The organism is Kribbella sp. NPDC050820 (genome assembly GCF_040653975.1).
Taxonomy (GTDB): Bacteria; Actinomycetota; Actinomycetes; order Propionibacteriales; family Kribbellaceae; genus Kribbella.
In genome coordinates, this window is sequence record NZ_JBFAHB010000076.1 from 12,605 (window position 1) to 30,349 (window position 17,745).

Here is a 17,745-nt window from a genome sequence, read left to right on the forward strand (position 1 = left end):
GAGACGCCGCCGCCCGCCGATGGGTTGTAACCGAAGTTGGTACTCCGTATATTCGGAGTCGCTACTCCGTTTACTCGATGAGAGGCACGCTGCGCATGACTCCCGAAGAGGTCTTCCTGAAACTCGTCCACGGTGTCGCCGACCGCGACTTCGACGCCCTCCCGGCGCTGTACGCCGAGCAGACCGACGTCCGGCACCCGATGAACCCGTACGGCGACCGGCCGCTGCTCAGCCGGGACGCGTTGAGCGAGCACTTCGGGGTGAACGCGCCGCGGGTGGCCGAGTCGATCCGGTTCCGGCCGGACAACATCCGGGTGCACCGGACCGCCGACCCGGAGGTGATCGTCGCCGAGTTCGAGTACGCCGGGACCGTGCTGGCGACCGGTGAGCCGTTCCGGGCGCCCGCGATCTTCGTACTGCGGGTCCGCGACGGGCTGATCGTGGAGTCCCGCGACTACATCGACCACGTGGCGATGGCCCGGGCTCGCGGCCAGGTCGATCAACTTGTCGCGAAACTGCAGGAACCGGCCGGCGCCCCTGCCGCGTCGTAGTCGGCAGAGGCGCCGGGTGGCCCCGGACCGAGGCATCAAGCCCGCCTGGGGCCATCTCCAATCCGGACCGGCATCGCGGTCAGCGCCCTCGCGGCGACGACCAGGCCGGCGGCGGCCAGCACGATGTCCTTCAGCACGTACTGCGCCTCCAGTGTCGGGGTGCCCGGGAACAGGTCGCCGAAGAACAGCACCAGCGGCGACATGATCCCGACCAGCGAGAACCCGAGCACCAGCAGCCCGGTGCGCAGGAACTTCCCGGTGACCAGGGTCAGCCCGATGAAGCACTCCAGCAGCGCAGTCAGCAGCACGGCGTTCCGTCCCTCGATGATGCCGAGGGTCAGCGTGTCGATGGTCCGCATCACCAATGCCTCCGCAGGGCTGGCGCCCGGGAAGAACTTCAGCAGCCCGAACCCGAGGAAGATGAGCCCAAGGCTGACCCGCAGGATGTCGACGCTGCGCTGCCCGAGCCAGTCGGCGATCTTGTTTCCCTTGTAGAGCAAGGCGTTCATGGTGGTCTCTCCCTGTCACAGTCGATGTCCACCACAGCGTCGCCGTCGGGGCGTGCCTACCGCGTCGGGCAGTTGACGGCAGTTCGCGTACGCCAGTCGCGGTACGACTCAGGGAGACCCTGAGGCCGCCGGGAGTACGTCACTCGAGCCTGCGGCCGTCCAGTTTGAGTCGTCGGACGGTCGTCTCGGGAAAGCGCCCCCGGTCCTGCACGTCCGGGTACGCCGTGACCGTCACCGCCTGCTTCTCGATCCGAAGCACCTCGCGGACCAGCACTTCCCGCAACTCCGCTGCGACCTCCTGGTGCCCGGCGCTGTCGATCAGGTTGTTGAGCTCGTACGGGTCAGCGGTCAGGTCGTACAACGCCTTCTCCGCATAGCGATCCGCCGCCGGCTCGTCCCCGATCTCCGGCGCGTGGACGTAGTACTTCCACCGATCCGTGCGTGCGGCGCGGCCGACCTCGGACTCGCTCACCTGGATCAGCACCGGCTCGTTCCCCGTCCGCTGCCGCAGGGGAACGCCGTCCAGATGATCGGGCAACTCGATTCCGGCCGCGTCGAGCACGGTCGGTACTACGTCGACCGTGCTGACGGGTACTCCGACGCGAGTACCTCCGCGGTAGCCGGGACCCTCGACGACCAGCGGGACCCGGACCGATCCGTCATGCGGCGACCGCTTGTACTCGCTGTTGCGGGTCTTGAAATGCGATCCGTGGTCCGAGGTGTAGACCACCAGGGTGTCGTCCAGCAGGTCCAGGCTGACCAGTGCGTCGCGGAGTCTGCCGAGGCACTCGTCGACCCGCTTGATCTGGCCGTAGTACCCAGCTGCGTGCTGGTGCGCCGTACCGGGAAGAGAGGCGAGGTCCGGTGGTAGCCAGGCACCGTTGTATGTGTCCCGGTAGACCTCGGGGGCCGGGTAGTCGTCGTGCTCGTTCTGGTGGTGCGGCTCGATGAGCGAGAGGAAGAGCATAAAGGGGCGGTCGTCGGCCGAGGCTCTGGTGACGTACCGGATTGCTGCGTCCGTGAGGGCGTCGGGGCGGTAGCCGGGCAGGCGGACGGGCTCGCCATCCCGGTCGTACACGACGGTCCGGTACGCGTCTGAGGTGAACTCGAGCAGATTCGAAGCGAGCCAGAAGTCGTAGCCGCCCTGCTCCTCGACCGGCACGGGCTCCTGTGTTCCGAGGTGCCACTTGCCGATGTAGCCGGTTTGGTAGCCGGCCGCGCCGAACAGCCGGCCCAGCGTGGGTGCGTCGGTCGGCAGCGGCACGTTGTTGCGGTAGACGCCGGCGTTGGTCGGGTACATGCCCGTCTGCAGGGCCGCGCGGGCCGGTGCGCAGACGGGGTTGGTCGTGCAGGCTGTGTCGAACGACGTGCCGTGCCGGGCCATCAGGTCGAGGTTCGGGGTGATGCCCAGCGGGCTCCCGACGGTGTCCCAGCGCTGCTGGTCGGTGAAGTAGACGATCACATTAGGGCGCATCAGAGTCCTCACTTGAGGCCGGAGAGCGCGATGCCCTCGACCAGGAATTTCTGGGTGATCACGAAGAAGATCGCGGTCGGGACGAACAGCAGCAGCGCGCCGGCCGCGGTCAGGTTCCACTGGGTGAAGTACTCCTGGTTGAACAGCGTCAGCCCGATCGGCAGCGTGCGCATCTCGGTCCGGCTGGTGGCGATCAACGGCCAGAGGAACTCGTTCCACTGGAAGACGAAGGTGAACAGGCCGAGCACCGCGAGCGCGGGCTTGCACTGCGGCAGGATCACCCGCAGGTAGATCCGGAACTCGCCGGCGCCGTCCACCCGGGCCGCCTCGATCAGCTCGTCCGGCAGCGGCCGGATGAACTGCCGCATCAAGAAGATGCCGTAGGCATCCATCAGGAACGGCACGATCAGGCCCTGGTAGCTGTCGATCCAGCCGAGGTTCGCGAAGATCGCGTAGATCGGCAGCATCCGGACGAAGAACGGCACCATCAGCGTGGACAGCACCGCGACGAACGCGATCCGCTTGCCCGGGAAGTCCATCTTCGCGAACACGTACCCGACCAGCGGGTCGAAGACCAGGTGCGCGACCGTGATCGCCCCGGCCATCACGAAGCTGTTCACGAAGAACCGCCCGAACGGCGCGGCCTCGAACAACCGGGTGAAGTTCTGCCACTGCAGGTCGGCCGGCCACAGCACCGGGTCCCCGGACTGCACCTCGGCGTCGCTCTGCAGCGCCAGCACGATCATGTAGAGCAGCGGCAGCACCGTGACCAGGCCGAGCACGACCAGTACGACGTACGCCGCCAGCCGGTCGCCGGGGAAGAGTCGTTCACGCATGGGACCGGTCCCCGATCCGCAACTGCAGCAGCGACAACACCAGGACGACGAGCAGCAGCAGGACGGACAGTGCGGACGCGTAGCCGAAGTCGTTGTCGTTGAACGCGACGATGAACAGCCGGTGGGCGTAGAGCGAGGTCGCGTTCCCGGGACCGCCGCCGGTGACTATGTACGGCAGAGCAAACTGCTGCAATGTACTGATCAATCCGATGATCGAAACGAATAACGTTGTCGGGGCGAGCAGCGGCAGCGTGATCGCGAAGAACCGGCGCCACGGCCCGGCCCCGTCGATCCGCGCGGCCTCGTAGTACAAGGTCGGGATCCCTTGCAGGCCGGCCAGGAACAGCACCATCGTGTACCCCGCACCTGACCAGACCGTGATGCCGACGATCGTCGCCAGCGGGTGGGTGCTCAGCCAGGTCTGCCCGGGCAGGCCGGCGGACTCGAGCACCCGGTTGAGGATCCCGACCTGCGGATCGAGGACGTTGCGCCACAGCAGGCCGACGATCGACACCGACGTCAGGTAGGGGATCAGGATCACCGAGCGGAACAGCGTGCGGCCGGGCATCGCCTGGTTCAGGATCACGGCCAGTCCGAGGCCCACCGCCGTGCCGACGATCAGGGTGCCGGCGGCGTACAGCAACGTGATCAGGAACGAGTGCACCACCTCGGGGTCGCTCAGCGCTCGGCTGAAGTTGCCCAGGCCAACGAACGTCACGCCGTCGGCGTCGTACAGACAGGCCGGTGAGCAGCTGGTTGCCGATCGGGAGGAAGAACAGCAGGGTGAAGAACAGCACCGCCGGAGTCAGGAACAGCCACGCGGTCGCCGCCTGCCGCCGACGGGTCACAGGGCGGCCCCGGCCTGCTTGCGGAATTCGGCCAGCGTCTGCTCGACCGGCGCCTGCTGGATGATCATCTGCTGGTAGGCCTTCTTCCACAGCTCGGCGATCTGCGCGGCCTTCCCGCTGGCGGACAGCTGGACGTCCTGCTTCGCCACCACGGCGAGCGCCTTGGCGATCGTCGCCAGGTTCGGATCCGCGGCGACGGCCGGGTCGGCGGCCCAGCTCTTCCGCGGCATCGACATCCCGGACTCCTTGGTGGCGGCCAGTTCGGTCTTCACCGCGGTCAGCTTGGTCAGCAACTCCCACGACAGCTTCGGGTCCCGTGCCTTGGTCGGGATCATCAGGCCGGCGCCGGCCATCGACGAGGCCTGGACCGCACCGGTCAGCGGTACGGCGAGGCCGAGGTCGATGTCCGGGCTGCCCTGCCGGATCGGGCCGATGTCCCACGGCCCGGACACGAACATCGCGGCCCGCTTGGCGGAGAACAGCTTCTGCGGACCGGAGTAGTCCGTCGTCGCCACCGGCGCTGGGGAGACGTTGTGGGTGTAGATCAGGTCCTGCATGAACTGCATCGCGGTCCGGGCGCCGTCGGCAGGCATCATGAACTGCTTGCCGGCGACCTGGCTGAAGTCCACTTCCTGCTGGCTGTAGAACGGACCCGCGTAGCTGGCGTCGGCGTTGAGCGCCGTACCGCTGGTCTTGTCCTTGGTGGTGGACTTGGCGAGGTCGAGGAACTCGTCCCACGTCGTCGGCGCCTTGTCGACCATCGCCTTGTTGTAGAAGACCAGGCCGTTGGCGGTCAGGTGCAGCGGGATCGAGTACGTCTGGCCCTCGTACTGCCGGGCGACGACGGCCTGGTCGATGAAGTCGCCGGGGAAGCCGAACGCCTGGTCCGCCTTGGCGAACTCGTCCAGCGCCAGCACGTTGCCGGCCAGCCCGTACTGCGTCCCGGTCCCGGCGGACACCTCCTCGACCAGGTCCGGCACGTTCCCGGACCGGAAGTCGGCGGTCAGCTTCGTGGTCAGGTCCGGCCATTGGAACTTCTGCCAGTTCATCTGCAGGTCGTGGTCCTTGCCGAACTGGTCGATCACCTCCTTGTAGGCCTGGTAGCCGTGCCCGGCGTTCCAGTAGATGGTGAACGTCCGGGCGTCCTGCGTCTTCGCCCCCGGCGTGGCCGGGGCGCAGGCCGTGCCGACCGCGCCGAGGACGGTGGCGCCGAGCCCGAGCTGGAGGAACGAGCGGCGGTCGATTGAGGGCATGACGAACCTTTCGAAGGTGCTGGTACGGCGGGTGCGTGGAAGGCGTGGTGCTACGCGGATTCGCGGTGGTTCAGGACCCAGGGCATGGACAGCTCCCGGGCCGGCAGCGTGGGATCGTCGATGCGCGCGAACAGCGCCTCGACCATCTCGGTGAAGTCGAGCTGGTACATGCCGACACTGGTCAGCGGCGGCAGCGAGTACGTCGCCTCGCGGGTGTTGCCGGTCCCGATGACGGCCAGGTCGTCCGGCACCTTCACACCGCGGTCGACGGCAGCCTGCAAGGCGGCGAACCCACCACGGTCGGACTCGGAGACGATGGCGTCCGGTGGCTTCGGTGCATCGAGCAACTCGCGTACGACGACGACCGCGTCCTCTCGTGACGCCGCGCCGATCCGGACCAGGGCCGGGTCGACCTCGAGACCGTGGGCGTGCAGGGCGTCGACGTACCCGAGGTAGCGGTCGTCCTCTGCGCCGGTGTGGGAGAGGAAGGCGATCCGCTCCCGCCCGGCGTCGAGGAGGTAGGTGGTCGCCTCGGCCAGCGCCTTGCGGACGTTGTTGCGGATGACATCGACCCCGGGCATCCGGAGGTTGTCGCTGAACGCCATCAACGCCCGGGTCGATCGGCGGGCCGCGGTGAGGTCCAGGTCGTCGCTCAGGCCGGGGGTGAAGATCGCGCCGTCGATGTGGCCGCGGGTGATGACTCGGAGCGACTGGGCAGCGCGGTCGAGGCGCCGTACCGGGACGCCGATGACGGAGTAGCCGCGCCCGGCCGCGATGTCCTCACACTGCATCGTCAACCGATCCAGCCAGGGCCCGACCGGCGGCGCGTACACCAGTGCGATCAACTCCGACCGCTGCCGCCGAAGGCTCCGGGCCGCGGTGTTCCCCTTGTAACCCAACCGCCGAGCCGCCTCCTCGACCCGCGTCCGAGTCGCCTCCGGCAACGGCGTGGTCCGATCCGCCCGCCCGCTCAACACGTACGAGCAGGTAGCCACCGAGACTCCAGCGGCCTCAGCCACATCCCGAAGCGTCGTCCGCCCTTCCCTGCTCATGGTGAAAGCATTAACCTGACCAGAGAGAGGGTCAATACCCCTAAGTTGGTTAATTCTATAGACATTAACCAAACTGTGGGTAGCGGGACGTCCTGGCTGTCGTAGAGTCGCGTGGAGCGCCGGGAACATATGGACAGGTAGTGCACCGGCGAGACGCCGTACACACCGACCCCGGCCGCGCTCAACCGCACTACCGGCGGCCCGGCACTACCTGTTGAAATGCACGCCCTCCCGTTCGCCGCCACTGCAGGGGATGTAGAGAACCGTCGGGTGGCTTCGTCTCTGGGGTAAATGCGGCGGGTTGGCCGCGCCGAGGGACGTACCGGAAGGGAACGGTTATGCGAAGGCTCGTTGTGCAGCAGTGGGTTACGGTCGACAACGTTGTGGCGGAGGAGGATGGGGGGCTCAGCTTCGTGGCGGGGGAGCCGTTTGATGACTCGGTGACCGATGACCCGTTCCAGAACAACCTGATGGGCTTCATCGACTCGGTCGACACGATGATTCTGGGTGCCAACACGTACAACCAGACCAAGGACTACTGGCCGAACGCCGACGACCAAGGCGAGTACGGCCGGAAGCTCAACAGCCTCGCCAAGGTCGTCGCCTCGTCGACGCTGGACGACGCCCCGTGGGGCGACTTTCCGGCCGCGACGGTGACGCGAGACCCCGCTGCGACCGTCCGCGAGCTCAAGGAGCAGAGCGGCAAGGACATCTGGCTGTGGGGCAGCTTGCAGCTGATGCATTCCTTGCTGGCCGCGGGCCTGGTCGACGAGGTCCGGATGCTGGTCTGCCCGGCGTCCCGCGGCAAGGGAACGCGACTCTTCGAGGACCGGCAAGACCTGAAGGTCGTCGAGGCCACCGCGTTCGACAACGGCGTGGCACTTCTGCGCTACGAGGTCAAGAAGTAGGCGGGAGCCCTGGGTGGCGGCCGTCGGTGTCGGCGAAGTTGTAGTGCTGGGCGAGTTCGGCTGAGCGGACTGCTTGCCCGGTCAGGCGGCTGACGTCGGGGTCGGCGGCGAGGGCTGCCACGCCTCGGCCTACGAATTGAGGGGACTCCGAGTCGGAGAGGTCGAAGTGTTCGGCGGCTCGGAGGACCGACTCGGTGCGGACCAGGCCTGGGTGGAGGGACACCGCCGTCACGCCGTGGTCGCGGAGGTCGTGGGCCATGCAGGCGACCATGTGGTCGGTTGCAGCCTTCGCAGCGCCGTACGCGACGCCGCCGTCGGTCTTCTCGGCGGCGTCGGACGAGACGTTGAGGATCAGGCCCGAGTGCTGGGCGACCATCGTCGGTACGGCGGCCACGGTGGTGACGTAGTGCGCGCGTACGCCGGCCTGGAACATCGCGTCCCAGCGTTCGATCGGCGCGGTCCAGAAGCCGGCCTCGAGCCAGAACTCCGTGCCGTCCCAGAAGTACTCGTAGCCGCCCCACACGTTGTTCACCAGTACGTCGAGCCGCCCGGCGTCGGCCACCACCTGCGCCACGGCCCGCCGCGTCTGCTCGTCGTCGCGGTGATCGCAGACGATCGCCACCCCGCGCCCACCCAGCGCCGTCACTTCGTCCGCGGCGTCCCGAAGGTTCCCGTCGAGCCCCGTCCCCGCCGCCTGACCGACCTCGGTCCGCCCAGTCACGTAGACCGTCGCCCCCGCCTCCCCGAGCCCGAGCGCGATCCCCTTCCCAACCCCCCGACTAGCCCCGGTAACCAGCGCAACCTTCCCCGCGAGCATCCCCATCCCCCGAAGCTAACCCGCCGCCAGAGTTAACGCACCCGAAGGGATATCCGGCGCTGTTGTGCCTTCTCCGTTGGTGTGAAAGGGGAGAAGGCACAACACGAAGGGATATCCGTCCCTGCGGGTGCATCGAACACGAACGGGCCCTCCCGGGAAGGGAGGGGCCGTTGGGGGTTGGGTCAGCGGTCGCCCATGGGGACGTACTGGGTGCCGCGTTCGCCGGTGTAGATCTGCTTGGGGCGGGCGATCTTCTGGTCGCCGTCGTTCAGCATCTCCAGCCACTGGGCCAGCCAGCCCGAGGTGCGGGGGATGGCGAACAGGACGGTGAACATCTCCGGCGGGAACTGCAGGGCCTCGTAGATCAGGCCGGAGTAGAAGTCGACGTTCGGGTAGAGCTTGCGGGAGACGAAGTACTCGTCCTCCAGCGCGATCTTCTCCAGCTCGACGGCGATCTTCAGCAGCGGGTTGATCCCGGTGACCTCGAAGACGTCGTCGGCCGCCTTCTTGATGATCTTGGCGCGCGGGTCGTAGTTCTTGTAGACCCGGTGGCCGAAGCCCATCAGCCGCTCTTCGCCGTTCTTGACGCCCTCGATGAACGACGGGACGTTCTCGACCCCGCCGATCCGGCGCAGCATCTTCAGCACCGCCTCGTTGGCGCCGCCGTGCAGCGGGCCGTAGAGCGCGCCGATGCCGCCGGCGACGGCGGTGTACGGGTCGACCTGGGTGGAGCCGATCGCCCGGACCGCGTTGGTGGAGGCGTTCTGCTCGTGGTCGGCGTGCAGGATGAACAGGATCTCCAGCGCGCGCACCAGCCGGTCGTCGGCGGCGTACTTGGGCTCGCTCATCTTGAACAGCATGGACAGGAAGTTCGCCGTGTAGCTGAGCTCGTTGTCCGGGTACACGTACGGCTTGCCCTGCGCGTGCCGGAAGGCAAACGCGCCCAGCGTCGGCATCTTCGCGATCAGCCGCCGGATCTGCAGCGCCCGGGACTCCTCGTCGAAGATGTTGCGGGACTCGGGGTAGAAGGTGGACAGCCCGCCGACCGAGGCCAGCAGCATGCCCATCGGGTGGGCGTCGTACCGGAAGCCCTGCATGAAGGTCTTCAGGTTCTCGTGCACGAACGTGTGATACGTCACGTCGTGCGCCCAGGCCTCGTACTCCGCCTTGTTCGGCAGCTTGCCGTTCACCAGGAGATAGGCCACCTCGAGGTAGTTCGACTGCTCGGCGAGCTGCTCGATCGGGTAGCCGCGGTACTCCAGGATGCCCTTGTCGCCGTCGATGAAGGTGACGGAGGAGCGGCAGGAGGCGGTGTTGACGAAGCCGGGGTCGTAGGTGGCCAGGCCCCCGTCGCCGTCGGTTGCGCTGATCTGCTTGAGATCCGCGGCACGGATGGTGCCATCGGTGATGGCAAGGTCGAAGTCCTTGCCGGTCCGGTTGTCCCGGACGGTGAGCGACTGTTCGGTCACAATGCCCTCTTCGGAAGCTGGCGTCATCGCCTGGATGAATGAGGGTAAGTCTTCCGGCGGGACGCGGGTCGGACTGCAATCTTCACCGCTAAACTAGTGCGGTCGGGGATTCCTTCCAAGCCGGGGTCCCCGGTGGGCTTGCGCTCGCTTTGACCCGGAGCCGACACCGCCGGTATTCTGGGCTGCTGTTGTGCGTTCCAGGTCCCAGCCCGTCGGCGGACCGCTCGCCGACGTACCAGTTTTGTCAACCTCTGAGAAACGAAGGTCAACGACCGTGCGCACGTACAGCCCGAAGCCTGCTGACGTCACCCGCGAGTGGCACGTGATCGACGCCACCGACGTCACGCTCGGTCGGCTCGCCGTCCAGATCGCCACCCTGCTGCGCGGCAAGCACAAGCCGACGTTCGCGCCGCACGTGGACGGTGGCGACTTCGTCGTCGTCGTCAACGCCTCCAAGGTCGCCCTGTCCGGCACCAAGCGGACGGACAAGCTGGCCTACCGCCACTCGGGTCACCCGGGTGGTCTGACGGCCACGCCGATCGGCGAGATCCTCGACAAGGACCCTCGCAAGGCCGTCGAGAAGGCTGTCTGGGGCATGCTGCCGAAGAACCGCCTGAGCCGGAAGCTGCTCACCAAGCTGAAGGTGTACGCCGGTCCGGAGCACCCGCACTCCGCCCAGCAGCCGAAGCCGTTCGAGATCACCCAGATCGCCCAGTAAGCGATCGACGAGCCAGGTAAACGAGGATTTTCAGCGTGAGCGACATCACCACCGAGACCGAAGAGTTCGACCCCGAGGTCCCCATCGACAGCGAGGGCCCGGTCGCCTACACCTCCGAGACGAGCCCGACTCCGGAGCAGCGCGCCGAGTCGGCTCGGGTCGCGGTGATCAACCCGGCCGGCGCCACCGGCCGCCGCAAGGAGGCTGTCGCCCGCGTGCGGATCGTGCCGGGCAGCGGCAACTGGAAGATCAACGGCAAGCCGCTCGACGTGTACTTCCCGAACAAGGTGCACCAGCAGCACGTGAACGAGCCGTTCGTCGTCGCGGGCCTGGAGGGCTCGTACGACGTGATCGCCCGGATCAACGGCGGCGGCATCACCGGCCAGGCCGGTGCGCTGCAGCTGGGCGTGGCCCGGTGCCTGAACGAGGCCGACCAGGAGGCGAACCGCCCCGGTCTGAAGAAGGCCGGTCTGCTCACCCGCGACGCGCGGATCAAGGAGCGGAAGAAGGCCGGTCTCAAGAAGGCCCGCAAGGCGCCGCAGTACAGCAAGCGCTGATCATCTGATGGGTCGTTTGTTCGGCACGGACGGAGTCCGTGGCCTGGCGAACGTGGACCTGACCGCGGAGCTGGCGCTCGACCTCTCGGTCGCGGCAGCTCACGTACTCGGCGAGGCCGGTGCCTTCGAAGGGCACCGGCCGCGCGCCGTTGTGGGGCGGGATCCACGGGCCAGTGGTGAGTTCCTGGAAGCCGCCGTGGTGGCCGGTCTGGCCAGCGCCGGCGTCGACGTGGTCCGGCTCGGCGTACTGCCGACCCCGGCCGTGGCATACCTGACCGGCTCGACCGGCGCCGACCTCGGCGTGATGCTGTCCGCAAGCCACAACCCGATGCCGGACAACGGCATCAAGTTCCTGGCTCGCGGCGGGATCAAGCTGGACGACGCGATCGAGGACGCGATCGAGGCCCGGATGGGCGAGGAGTGGCAGCGCCCGACCGGTGCGGACGTCGGCCGCGTCTCCGACGACGGGCAGGGTTTCGAGACCTACGTCTCGCACCTGGTCCGCTCGGCCCCGAACCGGTTCGACGGTCTCAAGGTCGTGATCGACTGCGCCAACGGCGCCGCCTCGCAGACCGCGCCGGAGGCCCTACGCCGGCTCGGCGCCGAGGTGATCACGTACGCCGCCGCCCCCGACGGACTGAACATCAACCTGGACTGCGGTTCCACCCACCTGGAGGGCCTGCAGCGCGAGGTGCTCGGCCACCGCGCCGACCTCGGCATCGCCCTGGACGGTGACGCGGACCGCTGCCTGGCCGTCGACGCGAACGGCGAACTGGTCGACGGCGACCAGATCCTCGCCGTTCTGGCGCTGGCGATGCGTGACAGCGGCCGGCTGTCCAACGACACCGTGGTCGCCACCGTGATGAGCAACCTCGGCTTCGTCCAGGCGATGGTCCGGGAGCGGATCGCGGTCGAGCAGACCAAGGTCGGCGACCGGTACGTGCTGGAGGCAATGAAGGCCGGCGGGCACAAGCTCGGCGGTGAACAGTCCGGGCACGTGATCCTCTCCGACCACGCCACCACCGGCGACGGCACACTGACCGCGGTCATGCTGCTCGCCCGGCTCGCCCAGACCGGCAAGACGCTGAGCGACCTGGCCGGCGTGATGACGCGGCTCCCGCAGGTGCTTGTCAACGTCAAGGACGTCGACAAGTCCCGCGCCGGCAGCGACCCGGCGGTCCAGGCCGCGGTGGCCGAGGCGACCACCCGCCTGGGCGACAGCGGCCGAGTTCTCCTGCGTCCCTCGGGCACGGAGCCCTTGGTCCGGGTGATGGTCGAGGCGGAGTCGTCCGACGCCGCCCACGAGATCGCCCACTCGCTCGCAGAAGTCGTGGCGACGTCGTTGAAGCTCTGAACCTGGGACACCATCCGGGGACCTCGGACATCTGACCAGATGTCCGAGGTCCCCGTTTGCTGTCGAGCGCTCAGGCAGCTGCAGGCAGTCTGAGCCCGGTTCGTTTGGACCAGTGGCGGCCGGAGCGGAGATGGGTCACGAAGGCGCGTTGCAACATGGTGTGCTGCGGGATCCGGGCGAGATCCTCCGGCCCGAGCGCGCCCTCCGGCGGTTGCACATGCAGGCCCAGCCGCATCATCTCTCGGTCGTCCTCGAACGGGTCGGCTGCGGGCAGTTGGGGGAGCAGCCTGAACCGGCGCTGGAACCGCAGGATGTTCGACTCCGGTTCGAGGTACTCGCCGAGCTGTGGGTCGAGTAGCCAGGACGTGCACGAGAAGTGCGAGACGGGCTCTTCGGGATACCAGTCGGCGAAGTACCGTTCGGCGGCCGTGATCGACTCCTCCGACGCGGCGGCGTCGAGCGGGCCGATCGGGGGCACGTGGATCATCAGGCCGTACCCGGACGGTCCGTCGCCGAGCTCGAGCCGCGCCCGGGTGAACGAGTGGCGGCCGATCTGCACATCGGTTCCGGTGAACCGCAGCGGCGGTCCCCACAGCGGGAACAGCCCGACGCCGGCCTGACCGGTCACGTCCCGGTGGGTCCCCAGCACGCCGCCCAGCGCCGAAGCAGACGCCCTGCTGATCGACTCCGGCACCCCACGCCGGGCATGGAGTTCGAGCAGTCGTGGCAGCCCGGCCAGCAACGCCCAGGCGGCCACGAACGATCCGACCGGCGACTCCGACATTGCAGGCCAGGCGCGGAACCCGCTCCCCGGGATCGCCTCGTCGGTCCGCTGCTCGAGGTCGGCCACCATCGCACCCAGCACCGCCCACCAGCCGGCGTCGCGCGACCGATCCGGCCGGGCTGCGAGCATGTCGTCGCGGTCCTGCTCGCACACCCCGCAGAACTCGAGCAGCTCCACAGCCCGGTCGTCATCGGGCAGCCTCACGTCCGCCGCGGACTGCCTACCTTCCAGCCAACCGATTGCCGTCTCCGAAAGCCCCAGCACGTCCTCGTCCTCCCAGCAGGCCGACACGTTCAAGGGCGATCACACCACGGGCCGCACTGCCCGTGCACGACTCAGCTGACGGAAATGTCCACGGATGGGCGGAGTTTGGCGGCCTCCGCGCGGGCTGCGTGGGTGGGGTTGTCGAGGAAGCTTTTGAGCAAGGTGGCGTCGGCCGGGGCGCTCAGGCCGGGAAGCGCGATCTGCTCGTAGGCGGCCTGGAAGCGCGGGCCCCAGCGGCGGGTGCCGAGGCGGGCGGTGCGGGAGCAGTTGTCGACCATGTAGGCGACGTCGCGGGCGTGCATGTAGGGCAGCAGTGAGTCGACCGCCTCGATGATCGATTCGTTGACGATCTCCGACCACGGGTGGCCGCGATCGGCGAACTCGTCGACCTGGGCGACCATCGTGGCCACGAACAGCCCGGCGGTCAGCGGGTCGATGGCGACGGTCGCCGTACCGCGGCGGGCGTGCACCTCCGCGGCGTGGGACCACATCGGGCTGCCGCCGATCCGGGTCATCGGCCGGGTCGCGAGCCGGCCCTCGGCCAGGATGACGCTGCGCAACTCGGTCCCGTCGGCGACCTCGTCGTAGATCTCGGCGACGAGCTCGCGAGCCGGTCCGTAGGCCGCGGTGTAGGCCCGGTCGAACACGTCCCGGTCCGCCTCGGTCAGCGCGGATCGGACCGCGGGCAGACCGGCCTCGGAGATCGTGCGCGCGATCGGCCCGGTGATCGCCTCGGTGGAACGCTCGTACGCCGTCACCGGATCCGCCCCCTCGATCCGGAAGTGGCGGTACAGCGCCTCGACGAGACCATGCACGGCGCCCAGCAGGATCGCGCGCTCGCCGACGATGTCGGACTTGTACTCGTTCTCCAGCGTGGTCAGGAAGGTGTACGGCGAACCGAGGCTGACCGACCACGCGAGCGCACGGTCCGTCGCGCGCCCGTCCGGGTCGGCGTGGACGGCGATGCTCGCGTTGATCCCGGCGCCGTTGACGGTCGCGCCCTGCTCGTAGAGCCGCCGTACCGAGTCGCCCATGCCCTTGGGGCACACCGCGATCACCGGGTGCCCGGCGGGGAAGTCGCCGCCGATCGCCTTCAGGTGACCGAGCAGGAAGCCGTGCGACAGGCCGATCGTGGCGCCGGGCTTGAGGACGGCGAAGATCTGCTCGTGGTGCGCGGCCAGCGCCGCGTCGGCGATCAGCAGGATCAGCAGATCGGAGTCGGCGGCAACGGCCAGCCAGTCGCCGAGGGTGCCGTTCTCCTCGGTGAAGCCGTGCTTGCGGGCATCCTCGGCCGACGACGAGCCCGGTCGCAGCCCGACGGACACGGTCACGTCGGTCCCGGCCAGCGAGTCGCGCAGGTTGAGCGCCTGCGCGCGGCCCTGCGGACCCCAGCCGAGGACGCCGATCCGCCGGACGCCGTGCAGTGCCTCGGGCAGCAGCGGGAACAGGTCCCGGCCGCCGCGCAGGATGGTCTCCGTTCCGCCCGGAACGGTCATGGTCTCGGTGCGAAAGACCGACGAGGTGGAGGTGCTCATGCCTGTCAGTCAAGGCGGTCTGAGAGCATTGCGGCAAGCGCAACATCTGCACCGGGTCGTTGCAGGGAGTGAAATATGGAGCATCGCGAGCTGGAGCTGTTCCTGCATCTGGCGCGCACACTGAACTACGGGCGCACCAGCCTGGAGTGTCACGTCAGCGCGGCTACGCTGACCCGGACCATCCAGCGGCTGGAGGCGCGGGCGGGTGCGCGACTGCTCGACCGCGGGCCCCGCGGCGTCGTACTGACCCGGGAAGGCCAGCGCTTCACGTCGTACGCCGAGCGCGCTTTGGAGCTCTGGGAGGACTACAGGACTGGGGCTGACGAGGCGGCTGAGCTGGCCGGTGAGCTTCGGATCTTTGCGACCGTGACTGCCTGCCAGGCGCTCCTGCCCGACCTGCTGGCGCCTTTGCGGGAAGCGCATCCGCAGATCCGGCTCGACATCCGCACCGGCGATGCGGCGGCCGCGCTGGCCCGGCTCGACGAGGGCGAGGTGGACGCGGCGGTCGCGGGCATCCCGGAGCGGCTGCCGCAAACGATGGTGACGCGTACGGTCGCGGTCACCGACCTCGTCCTGGTCACCACGGATCCCACGGCAGACGGCCCGTTCGTCGTACCGGCCCGTGGCCTGGTGCGCGAGGCCGCCTTCCGCTGGTTCCGGCGTCGAGGCATCAAGCCGGCGATCGCGGCCGAGCCGGACGGGCATGAAGCCCTACTTGCGTTGGTAGCACTGGGTTGTGGCACCGGCATTGTGCCCCGCCTGGTCCTCGAGTCCTCGCCCTCGGCCGGCCGCCTGATCGAGTTCCCCGCCGACCTCGAGCCGCTCACGATCGGCCTCTGCGCCCGCCGGGCCGACCTCCGCAAACCGCTGATCGCGGCCCTTTGGGGGCTGACCTGAAGTGCGCGCGGAGAAGCCGGATCTCCTCCGCGCGCACTGCTTCAGGGCTCCAGACCGACGGCCTTCAACGGATTCGGCCAGGCTTGGAGGGCGGCACGCAACGTCGGGTCCTGGACGGTTGCCAGGGCTTCGGCGTACGCGTCGGTGATGACGTCGGCGATCTGCACCGGCGTCCCAAGAGACGCAGACCGTACGGCGGCCTCCACCATCGCGACGCTGACGACGTTCGAGTGCACCTCGGACTGCGGGACAGTCGACTCCCGGACCGCGTCGACGAACTCGGCCAGTGAGCCCGCGATCTGCTCGGGTTCGTCCAGCAATGCGGCCGGCAACGCCTCACCGGACTCCAGTTCGGCGACCGGTGGGTTGTCGCCGTCCCAGGTCGCCGTACCGCCGGCTGCGCTGGCTCGCCAGCCGCCGTTCCACGACGTCTCCAGGCCGGGCGCGCACCAGCTTCCGGTGAAGGCGAAACGGGTGCCGTCGGCAAACTTGAAGATCGCCGATGCCGCGGCGCTCCCGTCGAACCAGCTCCAGTCCGGGTTGTAGGACTCGCAGTACACCGAGACCGGTTCGGAGCCGATCAGCTTGCGGGAGAGGTCGAACTGGTGAATCGCCATGTCGACAAGCAGCGGCTCTGCCATCCGCTCCCGGAAGCCGCTGAAGTGCGGGGCCTTGAAGAACTCGCACGACAGCGACCCGATCCGGCCGAGCTCGGCGATCTGCCGGCCGAAGGCGTTGCCGGCCCGGAAGTAGCGCCGGGACTGCGACACCATCAACAGCTTGCCGCTCACCTCGGACGCGGCGACCATCCCCAGGCACTCGCGGACGGTCTCGGCCAGCGGCTTCTCGCACAGCACCGGAAGCCCACGCAGCAAGGCCTCCACGCTCACCTTGGGATGCGCGACCGGCACCGTGACGTCGATGACCGCATCCGCCCGGTCGGCCAGTTCGCCCAGCGACGCGGCCACCGGTACGGCGCCGTACCCGTGCTCGTCGGCCGCCTTCCGGGCCACGTCGACGTCGAGGTCGACCAGACCGACGAGGTCGACATCAGGATTGTCGGCAATCGTCCGGAGCCAGGCCCGGCCCATGCCGCCGGCGCCGACCTGAAGGAGGCGCAGGGGTTCAGGCATCGGCAGGTTCCTCGATCGGGCCGGTGTAGCCGTGACCGTTGAAGAAGTCCTCGGTCTCGTAGCGAAGGAGCGTCGGCACCTTCCGCTCCGGCAGGTCGGTGTTCACCCAGGCGACGCCGTTCGCGATCACCTTGCGGACGTCCTTGTGGTGGTAGACCGGGTAGTCCTGGTCGCCCGGCGAGAAGTAGAAGATCTTGCCGTGGCCGCGGCGGAACGTGCAGCCGGACCTGAACACCTCGCCGCCGCTGAACGACGAGACGAAGACCAGTTCGTCCGGCACCGGGATGTCGAAGAACTCGCCGTACATCTCCTGCTGCTCGATGATGATCGGGTGCGGCACGCCCTGCGCGATCGGGTGCGTCGGGTTCACCGTCCAGACCAGCTCGCGGTCCCGCTCACTGCGCCAGCGCAGCGTGCACGACGTCCCCATCAGCTTGCCGAAGATCTTCGACCAGTGCCCGGAGTGCAGTACGACGAGGCCCATCCCCGACAGCACGTGCTGGTAGACCCGCTCGACCACCGCGTCGTCGACCTCACCGTGGGCCGCGTGCCCCCACCACACCAGGACGTCGGTCCGCGCCAGCACCTCCTCGGTCAGGCCGTGCTCGGGCTCGTCGAGGGTCGTCGTGGAGACCGACGCCTCGGCGCCGAGGTTGTCGCTGATCCCGGCGGCGATGGTCGAGTGCATGCCGTCGGGGTAGATCTCGGCGACGTGCGGCTCGACCTGCTCGTGCCGGTTCTCGCCCCAGACGAGTACGCGAATCGTCATAGTTACCTGTCCTTAGA

The 17,745-nt window shown here is 68.4% G+C and carries 18 protein-coding genes; 6 read left to right on the top strand and 12 right to left on the bottom strand.

Features of this window, described 5'->3' with window-relative positions:
- Window positions 1-77: 77 nt before the first annotated feature.
- Entirely contained in the window at window positions 78-551 is a 474-nt protein-coding gene (locus AB0H36_RS39650) for a nuclear transport factor 2 family protein (RefSeq protein ID WP_360535714.1), read from the top strand.
- Window positions 552-586: 35 nt separating this feature from the next.
- Here the strand turns inward: AB0H36_RS39650 and AB0H36_RS39655 are convergent, their stop codons facing one another.
- From AB0H36_RS39655 to AB0H36_RS39680, 6 genes are all read right to left on the bottom strand, one after another.
- Window positions 587-1,060 carry a DoxX family protein gene (locus AB0H36_RS39655; protein ID WP_360535716.1) on the bottom strand — a complete coding sequence of 158 codons (474 nt, stop codon included), beginning with the start codon at window positions 1,058-1,060 and terminating at the stop codon, window positions 587-589.
- A gap of 139 nt (window positions 1,061-1,199) precedes the next feature.
- Entirely contained in the window at window positions 1,200-2,534 is a 1,335-nt protein-coding gene (locus tag AB0H36_RS39660; RefSeq protein WP_360535718.1) for a sulfatase-like hydrolase/transferase, read from the bottom strand.
- 8 nt (window positions 2,535-2,542) lie between these two features.
- Window positions 2,543-3,370: a carbohydrate ABC transporter permease gene (locus AB0H36_RS39665; RefSeq protein ID WP_360535720.1), complete on the bottom strand. Its 828-nt coding sequence runs from the start codon at window positions 3,368-3,370 to the stop codon at window positions 2,543-2,545.
- The gene (locus tag AB0H36_RS39670; protein WP_360535722.1) at window positions 3,363-4,088 is read right to left on the bottom strand and encodes a sugar ABC transporter permease; all 726 of its coding nucleotides are present in this window, start codon (window positions 4,086-4,088) and stop codon (window positions 3,363-3,365) included. Before AB0H36_RS39670 ends, AB0H36_RS39665 begins: the two co-directional genes overlap by 8 nt.
- A gap of 126 nt (window positions 4,089-4,214) precedes the next feature.
- On the bottom strand, window positions 4,215-5,471 hold the full coding sequence (locus tag AB0H36_RS39675; protein ID WP_360535724.1) for an extracellular solute-binding protein: 1,257 nt from the start codon (window positions 5,469-5,471) through the stop codon (window positions 4,215-4,217).
- Window positions 5,472-5,521: 50 nt separating this feature from the next.
- Window positions 5,522-6,523 (bottom strand): LacI family DNA-binding transcriptional regulator, encoded by a 1,002-nt coding sequence (locus tag AB0H36_RS39680; RefSeq protein ID WP_360535726.1) that lies wholly within the window; start codon window positions 6,521-6,523, stop codon window positions 5,522-5,524.
- Between the two features lie 338 nt (window positions 6,524-6,861).
- Between AB0H36_RS39680 and AB0H36_RS39685 the strand changes: the two genes are divergently transcribed.
- Window positions 6,862-7,431 (top strand): dihydrofolate reductase family protein, encoded by a 570-nt coding sequence (locus tag AB0H36_RS39685; protein ID WP_360535728.1) that lies wholly within the window; start codon window positions 6,862-6,864, stop codon window positions 7,429-7,431.
- On the opposite strand, the gene AB0H36_RS39690 is transcribed toward AB0H36_RS39685, so the two are convergent.
- On the bottom strand, window positions 7,421-8,254 hold the full coding sequence (locus AB0H36_RS39690; RefSeq protein WP_360535730.1) for an SDR family NAD(P)-dependent oxidoreductase: 834 nt from the start codon (window positions 8,252-8,254) through the stop codon (window positions 7,421-7,423). The genes AB0H36_RS39685 and AB0H36_RS39690 overlap by 11 nt on opposite strands.
- Before the next feature lie 176 nt (window positions 8,255-8,430).
- Window positions 8,431-9,717 carry a citrate synthase gene (locus AB0H36_RS39695; RefSeq protein ID WP_360535732.1) on the bottom strand — a complete coding sequence of 429 codons (1,287 nt, stop codon included), beginning with the start codon at window positions 9,715-9,717 and terminating at the stop codon, window positions 8,431-8,433.
- A 274-nt stretch (window positions 9,718-9,991) separates the two neighbouring features.
- Here AB0H36_RS39695 and rplM point away from each other — a divergent pair, with 274 nt between their 5' ends.
- From rplM to glmM, 3 genes are read left to right on the top strand one after another with little or no spacing between them, the layout of a single operon-like run.
- Window positions 9,992-10,435, top strand: a complete 444-nt coding sequence (gene rplM / locus AB0H36_RS39700; protein WP_360535734.1) for a 50S ribosomal protein L13 — start codon at window positions 9,992-9,994, stop codon at window positions 10,433-10,435.
- A 44-nt stretch (window positions 10,436-10,479) separates the two neighbouring features.
- Entirely contained in the window at window positions 10,480-10,992 is a 513-nt protein-coding gene (gene rpsI, locus AB0H36_RS39705; RefSeq protein ID WP_360535768.1) for a 30S ribosomal protein S9, read from the top strand.
- Between the two features lie 7 nt (window positions 10,993-10,999).
- Complete coding sequence (gene glmM, locus AB0H36_RS39710; protein WP_360535736.1) at window positions 11,000-12,346, top strand: phosphoglucosamine mutase; 1,347 nt, start codon at window positions 11,000-11,002, stop codon at window positions 12,344-12,346.
- A gap of 70 nt (window positions 12,347-12,416) precedes the next feature.
- Here the strand turns inward: glmM and AB0H36_RS39715 are convergent, their stop codons facing one another.
- Window positions 12,417-13,394, bottom strand: a complete 978-nt coding sequence (locus AB0H36_RS39715) for an acyltransferase domain-containing protein (RefSeq protein WP_360535738.1) — start codon at window positions 13,392-13,394, stop codon at window positions 12,417-12,419.
- A 71-nt stretch (window positions 13,395-13,465) separates the two neighbouring features.
- Complete coding sequence (locus AB0H36_RS39720) at window positions 13,466-14,929, bottom strand: ketol-acid reductoisomerase (RefSeq protein ID WP_360535740.1); 1,464 nt, start codon at window positions 14,927-14,929, stop codon at window positions 13,466-13,468.
- A gap of 75 nt (window positions 14,930-15,004) precedes the next feature.
- On the opposite strand from AB0H36_RS39720, the gene ilvY reads away from it, so the two are divergent.
- Window positions 15,005-15,826, top strand: a complete 822-nt coding sequence (gene ilvY, locus AB0H36_RS39725) for an HTH-type transcriptional activator IlvY (RefSeq protein WP_360535742.1) — start codon at window positions 15,005-15,007, stop codon at window positions 15,824-15,826.
- 41 nt (window positions 15,827-15,867) lie between these two features.
- Here the strand turns inward: ilvY and AB0H36_RS39730 are convergent, their stop codons facing one another.
- Together AB0H36_RS39730 and AB0H36_RS39735 are read right to left on the bottom strand one after the other, a co-directional pair.
- Window positions 15,868-16,959: a Gfo/Idh/MocA family oxidoreductase gene (locus tag AB0H36_RS39730; RefSeq protein WP_360535744.1), complete on the bottom strand. Its 1,092-nt coding sequence runs from the start codon at window positions 16,957-16,959 to the stop codon at window positions 15,868-15,870.
- A complete protein-coding gene (locus AB0H36_RS39735; protein ID WP_360535746.1) occupies window positions 16,952-17,728 on the bottom strand; it encodes a ThuA domain-containing protein in 777 nt (258 codons plus the stop codon). The genes AB0H36_RS39730 and AB0H36_RS39735 overlap by 8 nt, the downstream gene beginning before the upstream one ends.
- Window positions 17,729-17,745 lie beyond the last annotated feature (17 nt).

Excerpts from the sequence above, each read along its gene's own strand:
- AB0H36_RS39660 (WP_360535718.1), bottom strand. The coding sequence starts at position 2,534 with ATGCGCCCTAATGTGATCGTCTACTTCACCGACCAGCAGCGCTGGGAC.
- AB0H36_RS39730 (WP_360535744.1), bottom strand. The coding sequence starts at position 16,959 with ATGCCTGAACCCCTGCGCCTCCTTCAGGTCGGCGCCGGCGGCATGGGC.
- AB0H36_RS39680 (WP_360535726.1), bottom strand. The coding sequence starts at position 6,523 with ATGAGCAGGGAAGGGCGGACGACGCTTCGGGATGTGGCTGAGGCCGCT.
- AB0H36_RS39690 (WP_360535730.1), bottom strand. The coding sequence starts at position 8,254 with ATGGGGATGCTCGCGGGGAAGGTTGCGCTGGTTACCGGGGCTAGTCGG.
- AB0H36_RS39685 (WP_360535728.1), top strand. The coding sequence starts at position 6,862 with ATGCGAAGGCTCGTTGTGCAGCAGTGGGTTACGGTCGACAACGTTGTG.
- AB0H36_RS39720 (WP_360535740.1), bottom strand. The coding sequence starts at position 14,929 with ATGAGCACCTCCACCTCGTCGGTCTTTCGCACCGAGACCATGACCGTT.
- ilvY (WP_360535742.1), top strand. The coding sequence starts at position 15,005 with ATGGAGCATCGCGAGCTGGAGCTGTTCCTGCATCTGGCGCGCACACTG.
- AB0H36_RS39650 (WP_360535714.1), top strand. The coding sequence starts at position 78 with ATGAGAGGCACGCTGCGCATGACTCCCGAAGAGGTCTTCCTGAAACTC.
- AB0H36_RS39735 (WP_360535746.1), bottom strand. The coding sequence starts at position 17,728 with ATGACGATTCGCGTACTCGTCTGGGGCGAGAACCGGCACGAGCAGGTC.
- glmM (WP_360535736.1), top strand. The coding sequence starts at position 11,000 with ATGGGTCGTTTGTTCGGCACGGACGGAGTCCGTGGCCTGGCGAACGTG.
- AB0H36_RS39655 (WP_360535716.1), bottom strand. The coding sequence starts at position 1,060 with ATGAACGCCTTGCTCTACAAGGGAAACAAGATCGCCGACTGGCTCGGG.
- AB0H36_RS39665 (WP_360535720.1), bottom strand. The coding sequence starts at position 3,370 with ATGCGTGAACGACTCTTCCCCGGCGACCGGCTGGCGGCGTACGTCGTA.
- AB0H36_RS39675 (WP_360535724.1), bottom strand. The coding sequence starts at position 5,471 with ATGCCCTCAATCGACCGCCGCTCGTTCCTCCAGCTCGGGCTCGGCGCC.